Genomic DNA, 11788 nt, shown 5'->3' with positions numbered 1-11788 from the left:
CCGCGGCAGCGCGCCCGAGACTCCGGTCGCGGGTGAGACACTGGGGACCACCCGCCCGCACCCGTCCGGAAGGTCGTCCCGCCGTGTCCGCCAGCTCCCCGACCGCCGTCGAGCAGACCGAGCGCAAGGCGCGCGGCGCCTTCTCCTTCTACCGGGTCATGGCGTTCGTGACCGGGACCATGCTGCTCGTCCTGTGCCTGGAGATGGTGCTCAAGTACGGGTTCAACGACGGCCAGCCGGTGCTCGGCACCTGGGTGGCGATCCTCCACGGCTGGATCTACGTCGTCTACGCCGCCGCCGTGCTCAACCTGTGGTCGACCATGCGCTGGGGGTTCGGCCGGATCGTCGCGCTCATCGCCGGCGGCGTCGTGCCCGTGCTGTCCTTCGTCATGGAGCGCCGGGCGCAGGGCTGGTTCACCGCCGAGCTGCCGGCGCTGCTCGCCCGGGTCGCCGCCCGCGCTCGCTGACCGCTGCCGTCCGGCGCCGGTCCCACACGCCTTCCCTGCGGCGGGCGCGGCAGCGCCATCCCGACGGCGCCCGCTAGAGCACCGCCGCGACGGCGGCCGGCAGGGCCGCCGCCACGAGCAGGACGAGGGGGAACGCACGTCGGCCGCGCGGGGAGCGCCAGGCAGCGATCGCCGCGACCACGACACCCAGCCCGCTGAGCACCATCGCCGTCGCGGGGAAGAAGGGGCGGTCGCTGATCCAGACCCCCGCCGCCAGCAGGAGCACGCAGACGTCGAGGAAGAACGACGCCACCCGCCACCGGTAGCCGGGGACCGGGGCGCCGGTCTCCTCACGGGCGCCCCGCAGCGTCTGCTCGGTGGGCAGCGGGACCGCTGCTCCTGGGTGCATCGTGTCCTCCCGAACCTGGTCGTGCACGAACGTCGTGTTCTCGACGGCGCCCTGCACCTTTGGGGCTGGCGGCGTCCGGCACCTGAATGTCGACAGGACCGGGCACCTCTGGATGCCGACGGCGCCTCGGACCTTGGTGATTTCGGTGGCGCCCCGGACGTTCACGTGAGAATCAGCGCCGGCTGGAAACTCCGCTCCGGCTGCCCGAAACCGCACCAGCATGCCTCAGCGGGCGGACGGCGACTTCATTATGGCAGCTCCATTGGTGATGTGCCTCAGCCCCCTTGGTAATTCGACCGTGAACCTTTGGGTCTTCACCACCGTACCGGTGCAGCCGGCCACCGGCCAGCGGTAGACCGAAATCCTCCGGCCCCACGGTCGGCAGATCCTTCGGCGTGCGCCACAACGCCTTCCGTCGCGGGAGGCCCGTCGCACTGACGTCCCGGGCGGCGCCCGCCACTATCGTGCGACGGGTGAGCATCGAGCCGGAGGCACCCAGGGCAGCGGCCGAGCCGGAGGCACCCAGGGCAGCGGCTGAGCTCGACGGCAAGACGGCCCTGGTGACCGGTGGCGGCGTCGGCATCGGCGCCGCGATCGCTGCCGACCTCGCCGCCCGCGGCGCCCGGGTCGTCCTGACCTACCGCAGCCACCGACCCGATCCCGCAGCGCTCGAGCGTCTCCGCAGCGCCACCGGCGAGGAGGCCCGCGCGGTCGCCGTCGACCTGACCGACACCGACGAGGTGGACCGCGCCGCGGCCCTCGTGGCGCAGGAGGTCGGGTCCGTCGACGTGCTGGTGCACAACGCCGGCGGCCTCGTCGAGCGATCACCCATCGCAGACATGGACTACGACCTGTTCCGGCGCGTCCAGGCACTCAACGTCGACAGCGTCTTCCTGCTGACCCGGGCCGTCCTGCCGCTCATCCCGACCGGCGGCCGGATCGTCGTGATCTCCTCGCTCGCCGCCCGCACCGGCGGCCATCCCGGCGCCACCGCCTACGCGACCGCGAAGGCCGCCCTGCTCGGGTTCACCCGCGGGCTCGCCAAGGAGCTCGCGCCCCGGGGCATCACGGTCAACGCGGTCGCGCCCGGGTTCATCGAGGCGACGCCCTTCCATGACACCTTCACCACGCCCGCCGCCAAGGCCGAGACGGTCGCCGGCATCCCCCTCGGACGGGCCGGGGTGCCCCAGGACGTCGCGTCCGCGGTGGGCTGGCTGGCCTCGCCCGGCGCCGCCTTCGTCACCGGCACCGTCGTGGACGTCAACGGCGGCCAGCACTTCAGCTGACGCCGCACGTCGGCTGACGCCGCCCCCACCACGCCGCCCCCTCGGCCACCGGCCCGCTCCGCCACCGGCCCCCACCACCGGCCCCCTCCGCCACCGGGCCGCTCCGGCACCCGCACCCACCGGCCGCCCGTGCCCCGGCAGCACCCCGGACGCCCCCGCCCCAGCGCCGGGCCGGACAGTACCCTGGACCGGGTGAGCACCTCGGAGCAGCTGGCCGACCAGCCGACGCCGCCCCCGACCGCCGTCGCCCACCCGCGGCCCGTCCTCGTGGTCGACTACGGCGCCCAGTACGCCCAGCTCATCGCCCGCCGGGTGCGCGAGGCGGGCGTGTACTCGGAGATCGTGCCGCACTCGACGCCCGTGCCGGAGATCCTCGCCAAGGACCCGGCCGCCGTCATCCTCTCCGGCGGGCCCGCCTCGGTGTACGAGGAGGGCGCGCCGGCCACCGACCCGGCCCTGTTCGAGGCCGGCGTCCCGGTGCTCGGCATCTGCTACGGCTTCCAGGCCATGGCCCGCGCGCTCGGCGGCGACGTCGCCCGGACCGGCGAGCGGGAGTTCGGCTCCACCCCGGTGCGGGTGGAGGACCCCGGCGAGCTGCTCGCCGGCTCGCCCGATCAGCAGACCGTGTGGATGTCCCACGGGGACGCCGTGCGGGCCGCCCCCGAGGGCTTCGAGGTCCTCGCCACCTCCCCGGGGGCGCCCGTCGCCGCGTTCGAGGACCGCCAGCGGCGCCTGTACGGGATGCAGTGGCACCCGGAGGTCCGGCACTCGGTGCTCGGCCAGGAGGCCCTTGAGCGGTTCCTCTACGACGGCGCCCGGCTGCGGCCCACCTGGACGCCGGGCAACGTCATCGCCGAGCAGGTCAAGGCCATCCGGGCCCAGGTGGGCTCCGGCCGGGTCATCTGCGCCCTGTCCGGCGGGGTGGACTCCTCGGTCGCCGCCGCCCTGGTGCAGCGGGCCGTCGGGGACCAGCTGACCTGTGTCTTCGTGGACCACGGGCTGCTGCGGGCGGGGGAGGCCGAGCAGGTCGAGCAGGACTTCGTCGCCGCCACCGGGGTCAACCTCAAGGTCGTCGACGCCGCCGACCGGTTCCTCACCGCCCTGGCCGGGGTCAGCGACCCGGAGACCAAGCGCAAGATCATCGGCCGGGAGTTCATCCGGGTCTTCGAGGACGCCGCCCGCGAGGTGGTCGAGGAGGCCCACGAGGGCCCCGGCGCCGAGGTCCGCTACCTCGTCCAGGGCACCCTCTACCCCGACGTGGTGGAGTCCGGCGGCGGCGAGGGTGCGGCGAACATCAAGTCCCACCACAACGTCGGCGGCCTGCCCGAGGACCTGCAGTTCGAGCTCGTCGAGCCGCTGCGCACCCTGTTCAAGGACGAGGTGCGCGCCGTCGGCCTCGAGCTCGGGGTGCCCGAGAGCATCGTCTGGCGCCAGCCCTTCCCCGGCCCCGGCCTGGGCATCCGGATCATCGGCGAGGTGACCGCCGAGCGGCTGCGGATCCTCCGCGCCGCCGACGCGATCGCCCGCGAGGAGCTGACCGCCGCCGGCCTCGACCGGGACATCTGGCAGTGCCCGGTCGTCCTCCTCGCCGACGTCCGGTCCGTCGGCGTGCAGGGGGACGGCCGCACCTACGGCCACCCGGTGGTGCTCCGGCCGGTCTCCTCCGAGGACGCGATGACCGCCGACTGGTCCCGCGTCCCCTACGACGTCCTGGCCCGGATCTCCACCCGCATCACCAACACCGTCCCGGAGGTGAACCGGGTGGTCCTCGACGTCACCAGCAAGCCCCCCGGCACCATCGAGTGGGAGTGAGGGTCGCGCACGTCTCGGACTGCTACCCGCCCCGGGTCGGCGGCATCGAGACGCAGGTCCGCGACCTCGCCGCCCACCAGCACCGGGCCGGGCTGGACGTCCACGTCCTCACCGCCACGGCCGACGGCGGCCCGCACCCCGCGAACGGCGGCCGGCACCCCGCACGCGGGAACCACCCCGGCGGCGGCCCGCGTCCGGCCGGCGACCCGCCCCCAGCCGACGGCGACGGCCCGGTCGTGCACCGGCTCGCCACCCCGCTGACCTTCGGCGTCCCCGTCCACCCGCTCGAGCGGCCGCTCCTGCGCCGGCACCTGTCGGCGCTGCGGCCCGACGTCGTCCACGTCCACGCCGGCGTGCTCTCGCCGTTCGCCTACGCCGGCGCCCGCGCGGCCCTGCGGCTCGGCCTGCCGCTGGCGCTCACCTGGCATTGCATGCTCGACGGCGTCACCGGCCTATACCGGGCGCTGGCCGGACCCACCGGGTGGCGCACCGCCCCGGTCGCGCTCTCCGCGGTCTCGGCCGTCGCCGGCCGCCGCGTGGCGGCCGTGTTCGACCGGCCCGAGGAGGACGTGCTCGTGCTCCCCAACGGGGTCGACGTGGCGGCCTGGGCCCCGCCCGCCGTCGGCCGGGCGCCGCTACCGCCGGCCGGGCCGCTGCGGGTGGTGGCCACCCAGCGGCTGGCACCGCGTAAGCGCGCCGTGCCGCTCGTCCGGCTCGTCGCTCGTGCGCACGCCCGCCTCCGGGCCGCCGGCGCGCCGGGCCTGACCCTCACCCTCATCGGCGCGGGGCCGGCCGAGGGTGCCGTCCGCGCCGAGGTCGCCCGGCTGGGCCTGGGCGCCGTCGTCGACCTGCCCGGCCGCGTCGACCACGACCGGCTGCGCGCCCACTACGCCGGCGTCCACGTCTTCGTCGCGCCCGCCCGGCTGGAGGCCTTCGGCATCGCCGCGCTCGAGGCGCGCGCCGCCGGGCTCGCGGTCGTCGCCGGCCGCGGCACCGGGGTCAGCGAGTTCATCACCGACGGGGTCGACGGGCTGCTCACCGCGGACCGGGCCGCGGGCCTCGACGACGCCGCCGCCGACGCCGCGCTGGCCCGCGCGCTCGTCACGCTCGGCACCCCCGGCGGTCCGCTGGGCCCGATCCTCCGGCACAACGCCGCCGTGCCCCCGGCGGCCGACTGGGCCGACGTGCTCACCGCCGCCGACCGGCTCTACGCCGTCGCCCGGGCGGCCAGCGGAGCCGTTCGGTAGCTGCACCATGGCCGTGGCGCTCGGGAGTCATCACCGACGGGCGGTCGCCCACCCGGCCCCTGGGCGTGGGCCAGGCCGCGGCATGTGTTCTGCAGGATGGTGGCGACGCGGAGCTGCGCGAGCACGGCCATGATGCCGACGATGGCCTCCCCATCGGGGTGCTGGTGTCTGCCGCGGTTCGCTGGCGTGTCCGCGTCGTCGACGACGGCGGCCGAGCTCGCCCGGAAGCGGTCGTTTCTGGTGACCCCCACCGGCTGATGAGCCCGGCCCGCAGACACGCCGAAGCCGACTCACCGAAGCTCATCACCGGAACCGACCCCACCGGAACCCGACCAGTACCGTCTCCGGTGAGTCCCAGCCTGAGCACGAGGAGGGAGGTATGTGATTGGCCAGCCAGCCGGGCAGCAGCCCGCCCAGCCCACCTGATGATCGGGTGTTCTTCCGCGACGTGAAGCCGTACGCGGTGGTCGACAGCCTGGACCAGCTGCACGGGCCGATCGGCGGGGTGGTCGAGCTGTCTCATTCGGTGCTGTGGGCACCCGGCGGGGGTCGCGTCGACCCGGACGAGCCCGGCGGTGTCGGGCTGGCTATCGCGCCGTGCTTGCCGAGGGGACCGTCGAGGACCTGGTGAGCGTGCTCAACCGTGACCGCCTGGTTGCCGTCTGGCCCGAGCTGATGCTGCCGCGCCGGGTCCGCGAGATGTGGGAGTCCCGGTTCCCCGAGCTCCGCCCGGCCACGGCAACGTAGCCCACCGGATGAGCGAGGAGATCCCGGAACCAGACCGCGAGGTCGCCGTGCAGCGCGAGGTCGCCCGGGTGGCCCTCCTCGCGGCTCGGAGCCGGAGCGGTGCCCAGACCGTCTTCCCAGCGACCGATCACGACGGCTCGCTGGAGGAGGCGGCAAGAGTGTCGGGAGGCCCCGGATTGATCCGGCTAATTGGGCCGCCGGGGCCACGCCGCTCCGGCCGCCCCCGACCCGGGACCTTCGTCTGCCAGCGGCCCGAAAACCGCTCGTAACGTTCTCACGTACGCAGAACGGGCGATCCGCCCCTTCCCGACATAACGCCGGACCACCGGCAGGACCATCCCGAAAGGACACTCACCATGAACAGCAAGCCCGCGCGGCTCGCCGGCATCATCGCCATCATCGCTGGCATCCTCTTCATCATCGCCGGCGGTGTCACCTGGGGAATGGTGACCTCCCAGCTCAAGGCAGAGAACATCACCGTTCCCGAGGACTCCCCGATGCTCGCCGGCGACCGGGTGGACGGCCCGTTCTCCGCCTACGCCCAGGCCAACATCATCAACGAGCACGCACTGGCCGGCACCGAGGGCCGCACCTACGCCGAGCTCGGCGACGCGATGCACGAGGTGGAAGAGGGCTCTCCCGAGCACGCCGAGCTGCAGGCCCAGCGCGCCACGGTCATGAACGCCTCCTTCCTGCGGGCGTCCCTGTTCACCTCGGTGGTGTCCTACGGCGTCGCCGCGCTCGTGATGGGCCTGGGCGTGCTGTTCGGCCTGGTCGGCTGGGCGCTGACCAGCCTCGCTGCCCGTCCCGCCGCGGTTCCCGCCGCCACCCGCGAGGCGGCCTACGCCGGCGCGAGCCGGTGAGCTGATCCCCGGCCGGACCCTCCCCGGCCGGACGCGACAGCGCCGTGAGCCTCGGGCTCACGGCGCTGTTCCGTGTCCTGGTCAGTCGCGGTTGCGCCGGCCGCGCTGCAGCAGCGGGAGCAGGAGCAGGGCGACGGCGGCCACGACGAGCAGGACGATGACCGCCAGCTGCAGGTCGATGGGGGCGCCGAGCCCGATCGCGACAGCTCCTATGCCGCACAGGGCGAGCAGCAGGCCGAGCACCACCGTCCCGGTCCGGGGGCCGTGCGGCCCGCGCTCGGCCGGGACGCTCGCTGCGGACCACACAGGTGGCGCGGCGGCCGGGGGGTCAGCGGTCCGGGCGGACAGGTCCTCGGGGAGGCCGGTGCTGACCGCGTCGTCCGGGGCAGCAGCCCCACGTGCGGCGGCGGCCGGCTCCGGCCTGGCGGATGCCGATGCAGCATCGGTGGGCAGCTCGGCCGTAGCCCCGCCACCTGAAGGTGGCTCGGTGGTGGCCCCGGGGTCGGTCGGCAGCTCAGCTGTGGCCCCGGGGTCGGTCGGCAGCTCGGTTGTGGCCCCGGGGTCGGTCGGCACCTCGGTAGTGGCCCCGGGCTCCGTCGGCAGCTCGATGGTGGCCCCGGGCTCCGTGGGCAGCTCCGCCGTGGTGTCGGGCTCCGGTCTGTCGCTCCGGAGGGGCTCGGTCGGACGGTCGGGTCGGGTGGGCTCGTTCATTGCTCTTCCTCGATCAGGATGTCGGCCGCGCCGGCGGTGATGTCGACGGTCAGATCGGCACCACCGTCCTGCGCTGCGGGCGAGGTCAGCTCGGTGGTGATGCCCATGCCGCTGGCCCAGATGATCTGATCGCGGGAATCTCCGGTAACGCCGTCGCCCGACCCGATCGAGCTGGCGGACCAGCCGGGGGAACCGTCGGTGTTGATCTGACCCGCGCCGAGCTCGACCCGCACCACGGCGGAGACGTCCGCCGGCAGCAGCACCCGGAGGTCACCGGCGCCGAAGTCGATCGGGATCCGGGTGGTGCCGCCGTCGAGGTCGAGCTCGGTGAGGTCGACGTCCAGCGAGCCGGCCGCCAGGTTCGCGCCGGCCTCGGCCTCGGCCGCGGTGCGCGGGGTGACCCACATGTCACCGAAGCGGACGCCACCGGTGGCGCCGAGGTTCCCCGGCACGGCACTGGCCACGGCCGCCCCAGGCAGGACGACCAGCGCCAGCAGCACGCCCAGGACGCTGAGGGCGCCGCCGCGGCGGCCCGCCAGCCCGGCACCCAGCGCGGCGAGGCCCAGCACGGCGAGCACGGCGCCGCCGGCGACCAGCGGCGCGATCCATCCCGTCGTCGCCCACCGGTCCCACAGGAGTACGCCGGCGACGGCGAGCAGGGCGACGGCGAGGGCGACCGCTACCAGCGTCGAGCCCGGGCCTGGGGGCACCGGCTTGGGCGGGACCGGTGGGGCATACCGTGTGGCGCGGGTTGCCGGGGCCTCGGGGGCCGGCCCGACGTCGACCGGCGCGGGTCGGGACGCGGTCGTGTAGGCCGCGGACGCGTAGGCGGGCATCCCAGCAGCGGTGGCGTAGGCGGACGCTGCGGTGGAACCACCGGGCGATGCCGGCCGGTCGGGGGCTGCGGTGGAACCACCGGGCGACGCCGGCCAGTCGGGAGCCGCGGTGGAACGATCGGTCGACGCCCGCCAGTCGGCAGACGCCGGGTCGGGTCGGTCAGGGCTCCCTCGGTCGAGGTCGGCGGGGCGGTACGGGCTCCCTGGGTCCGGATCGGTCGCAGCGGCGGCCGTGGTCGGGGCGGGCGCCGATGGCCACTGGGCCGCTGACCGCTCCGCCGTCGCGCGCTCCTGGCCGGGTGCGAACGGCACGCCCGCCGCCGGTCCCGCTGGGCCCGCCGACCCGCCTGGTCCGGCCGGTCCGCCCGGACCTGCCGGTCCGCCCCGCCCTGCCGGTCCGGCCGGCCCAGTCGGCTCGCTCGGCCGGGCTGAGCCGCGCCGGGCCAGGGCGTAGATACCGAGGACGATGAGCGCCACCGTGCCGATGGAGACGAGGGACCACCACAGGTCCCAGAAGTCCCAGCCGCCCCACCAGGTGCCCGGGCGGGCCAGGCCGACGATGACGAACGCGACGGCACCGGCGAGCGCGGCGTCGACGTTGCCGTGGAACGCCTCCTGCAGGTGGATGCGCCCGTCGGACTCCTCCGGCAGCAGCGCCCAGCCGATGCCGTAGAGGAGCAGGCCGAGGCCGCCGAAGAGGGTCAGGACGACCAGGACCCCGCGGATGAGCAGCGGGTCGACACCTAGTCGGCGTGCCACCCCGGCCGCGACACCGCCGATCCACCGGTCCTGCCCCCGCCAGATCCCCGAGCGGCGCAGCGAGGCGAAGAAGGCCGACTGACCGCCGGATCTTGGCGTACCGGCAGGGTAGCCGCCGGCGTACGGCGCGCCAGGCGGGGGGTTGCCCGCGTACGGCCCACCGCCCGGGGGGTTGGCGGCGTAGGGCCCACCGCCCGGGGGGTTGGCGGCGTAGGGCCCACCGCCCGGGGGGTTGCCGGGGTAGTCGCCGGCGTAGGGACCTCCGGCCGGAGGGTTGCCCGCGTACGGCCCACCGCCCGGGGGGTTGCCGGCGAACGGTCCGCCGGGCCGGGGGTAGTCGCCGGCGTAGAGACCACCGGCCGGAGGGTTGCCGGCGTACGGCTCGCGGGGGCGGGGGCCGTGGGAGCCGGTACCTGCGGCGGGTTCCCGAGTGGGCGGGGGGCTGGGCGGCTCGTCGCCGCCGGGCGCGTTCGTGCTCACGGCTCCAGCCAACCGGGCGACATCGTCGGGAACCATCGGGTACCACCCTGGTCGGACCCTGAATGTGCGCCCTCCCGCCCCTGGTTCCGGCCCCGGACCCGCGGCAGGCGGCACCGGGCGTGTGACGATGAGCGCGTGACCGCCGTCAGCCCCGTCCGGGCGCCGCTGCGCCGCCCCCGCCGGGGCCGGTGGCTGGCCGGGGTCTGCGCCGGCGTGGCCGCGCACCTGGGCCTGCCCGTCGGCCTCGTGCGGTGGGGCTTCGTCCTGGCCACCGCCGCCCTGGGTGCGGGCGCGGTGATGTACCTGTGGCTGTGGCTCACCGTCCCGCCGGGGGAGCCCGACGAGCCGCTCCCGGCCGGCCGGGCCCGGCTGGCGCCCCGGCTGCGCCCGGCGGCGCTCACCGGGCCGGCCCGCGACGTCGTGGTCGCCCTGGCCCTGCTGGTCGCCGCCGGGCTGCTCCTGCTCGCCCGCGCCGACCGTCAGGTGGCCACCAGCTGGCTGGTGCCGGCCCTCACCGTCGCCGCCGGCGCGGCGCTGGCCTGGGGCCAGCTCGCCGAGGCGCGCCGCGCCGGCACCCCCGCCCGCGGCGCCGGCCTCGCCCGGGTGGGCGCCGGCGTCGCGCTCGCCGTCCTCGGCTCGCTGCTGCTCGTCGGCCGCGGGGAGAGCCCGATGGTGCTGCTGCGCGGCGCGGCCGCCGGCCTCGCGCTCGTGGCGGGGGTCGCCGTCGTCCTGGCCCCGCTCCTGCTCCGCCTGGTGCACGACCTCGGCGCCGAGCGCGAGGCCCGGGCCCGGGAGGCCGAGCGGGCCGACATCGCCGCCCACCTGCACGACTCCGTGCTGCAGACGCTGGCCATGATCCGCTCCCGCGCCGACGGGAACGAGGAGGTGGCGCGGCTCGCCCGGGCCCAGGAGCGCGAGCTGCGGGACTGGCTCTACACCGACCGGCCGGCCCCGGGATCCTCGGTCGCCGACGCCGTGCGGCAGGTCGCCGCCGAGGTGGAGGACCTGCGCGGGCTGCCGATCGACGTCGTCACCGCCGGGGACGCCGTCCCGGAGGAATCCACCGCGGCCCTGGTCGCCGCCGCCCGGGAGGCCCTGACGAACGCCGTCTGCCACGGCCGGCCGCCGGTGAGCGTGTACGTGGAGGTCGGCCCGGAGGCGGTGGAGGTCTTCGTCCGCGACCGCGGGGACGGCTTCGACCTCGCCACGGTCCCGGCCGACCGGCACGGCGTGCGCGAGTCCATCGTCGGGCGGATGCGCCGGCACGGCGGCGACGCCGAGGTCCGGCACAAGCCCACCGGCACCGAGGTTCACCTCTCGCTGCCCCGGAAGGAGCACCGATGACCGATCCCGCCGTGGGCCCGGGCAAGATCCGGGTCCTCATCGTCGACGACCACGCCCTGGTGCGCACCGGGGTGCGGGCCGAGCTCGCCCGGCACGCCCCGGACATCGACGTCGTCGGCGAGGCCGCCGACGTCGAGGGTGCGGTGGCCGCCGTCGCCGCGCTGCGCCCGGACGTGGTCCTGCTCGACGTCCACCTCCCCGGCGGGTCGGGCGGCGGCGGCGCCGAGGTGGTCCGGACCAGCGGCCCGCCCCCCGCCACCCGGTTCCTCGCCCTGTCCGTCTCCGACGCCAGCGACGACGTCGTCGCGGTCATCCGAGCCGGCGCCCGCGGGTACGTGACCAAGGCGATCAGCGCCGAGGAGCTGGCCGAGGCGGTGCGCCGGGTCGCCGCCGGGGACGCGGCGTTCTCCCCGCGGCTGGCGGGCTTCGTCCTGGACGCCTTCGGCACCGGCGCCACCGACCTGGCCGTCCGGGACGACGAGCTCGACCGGCTCTCCGCCCGGGAGCGGGAGGTGATGCGGCTCATCGCCCGCGGCTACACCTACAAGGAGGTCGCCGCAGAGCTGTTCATCTCCATCAAGACCGTCGAGACCCACGTCTCCGCCGTGCTCCGCAAGCTCCAGCTCTCCTCCCGGCACGAGCTGACCCGGTGGGCGGCGGCCCGGCGGCTGGTGTGAGGGTCCGGATCGGCGGGACGACGGCGGCACCTGCGCACCGGATGACCAAAACCCACTCCGGAGGTGATCGCGTGCCGATCTCGCACGCGATCCACTCCGGAGGCCATTTTGGTCACGGGGTCCGAGGGGTCGGCGGCCCGGCAGGCGCGCTCCTCGCCCGACGTCGCCCCG

At 75.8% G+C, this 11788-nt stretch carries 11 protein-coding genes; 8 read left to right on the top strand and 3 right to left on the bottom strand.

Annotated features, from left to right (window positions below):
* The first annotated feature begins 83 nt into the window (after nt 1-83).
* The gene (locus tag MF406_RS15350) at nt 84-467 is read left to right on the top strand and encodes a DUF3817 domain-containing protein (RefSeq protein WP_242895466.1); all 384 of its coding nucleotides are present in this window, start codon (nt 84-86) and stop codon (nt 465-467) included.
* Nucleotides 468-540: 73 nt separating this feature from the next.
* Here the strand turns inward: MF406_RS15350 and MF406_RS15345 are convergent, their stop codons facing one another.
* Nucleotides 541-882, bottom strand: coding sequence for a hypothetical protein (locus tag MF406_RS15345; protein ID WP_242895464.1), 342 nt, complete (start codon nt 880-882; stop codon nt 541-543).
* Nucleotides 883-1328: 446 nt separating this feature from the next.
* On the opposite strand from MF406_RS15345, the gene MF406_RS15340 reads away from it, so the two are divergent.
* From MF406_RS15340 to MF406_RS15320, 5 genes are all read left to right on the top strand, one after another.
* Nucleotides 1329-2141: an SDR family NAD(P)-dependent oxidoreductase gene (locus MF406_RS15340; protein ID WP_242895457.1), complete on the top strand. Its 813-nt coding sequence runs from the start codon at nt 1329-1331 to the stop codon at nt 2139-2141.
* A 210-nt stretch (nt 2142-2351) separates the two neighbouring features.
* A complete protein-coding gene (gene guaA, locus MF406_RS15335; RefSeq protein ID WP_242897826.1) occupies nt 2352-3953 on the top strand; it encodes a glutamine-hydrolyzing GMP synthase in 1602 nt (533 codons plus the stop codon).
* Nucleotides 3950-5200, top strand: coding sequence for a glycosyltransferase family 4 protein (locus MF406_RS15330; protein WP_242895455.1), 1251 nt, complete (start codon nt 3950-3952; stop codon nt 5198-5200). Before guaA ends, MF406_RS15330 begins: the two co-directional genes overlap by 4 nt.
* 597 nt (nt 5201-5797) lie before the next feature.
* Nucleotides 5798-5947 carry a hypothetical protein gene (locus MF406_RS15325; protein ID WP_242895453.1) on the top strand — a complete coding sequence of 50 codons (150 nt, stop codon included), beginning with the start codon at nt 5798-5800 and terminating at the stop codon, nt 5945-5947.
* Nucleotides 5948-6303: 356 nt separating this feature from the next.
* On the top strand, nt 6304-6810 hold the full coding sequence (locus MF406_RS15320; RefSeq protein ID WP_242895451.1) for an aromatic ring-opening dioxygenase LigA: 507 nt from the start codon (nt 6304-6306) through the stop codon (nt 6808-6810).
* 81 nt (nt 6811-6891) lie between these two features.
* On the opposite strand, the gene MF406_RS15315 is transcribed toward MF406_RS15320, so the two are convergent.
* Nucleotides 6892-7521: a hypothetical protein gene (locus tag MF406_RS15315; protein WP_242895449.1), complete on the bottom strand. Its 630-nt coding sequence runs from the start codon at nt 7519-7521 to the stop codon at nt 6892-6894.
* Nucleotides 7518-9632, bottom strand: a complete 2115-nt coding sequence (locus tag MF406_RS15310) for a PspC domain-containing protein (protein ID WP_256463902.1) — start codon at nt 9630-9632, stop codon at nt 7518-7520. The genes MF406_RS15315 and MF406_RS15310 overlap by 4 nt, the downstream gene beginning before the upstream one ends.
* A gap of 99 nt (nt 9633-9731) precedes the next feature.
* Between MF406_RS15310 and MF406_RS15305 the strand changes: the two genes are divergently transcribed.
* A complete protein-coding gene (locus tag MF406_RS15305) occupies nt 9732-10940 on the top strand; it encodes an ATP-binding protein (RefSeq protein ID WP_242895445.1) in 1209 nt (402 codons plus the stop codon).
* Entirely contained in the window at nt 10937-11617 is a 681-nt protein-coding gene (locus MF406_RS15300; protein WP_242895443.1) for a response regulator transcription factor, read from the top strand. Before MF406_RS15305 ends, MF406_RS15300 begins: the two co-directional genes overlap by 4 nt.
* Nucleotides 11618-11788 lie beyond the last annotated feature (171 nt).

Source organism: Georgenia sp. TF02-10 (assembly GCF_022759505.1).
Taxonomy (GTDB): Bacteria; Actinomycetota; Actinomycetes; order Actinomycetales; family Actinomycetaceae; genus TF02-10.
Note: the sequence above shows the minus strand (reverse complement) of the source record. Positions and strands in the feature narration are given on the sequence as shown.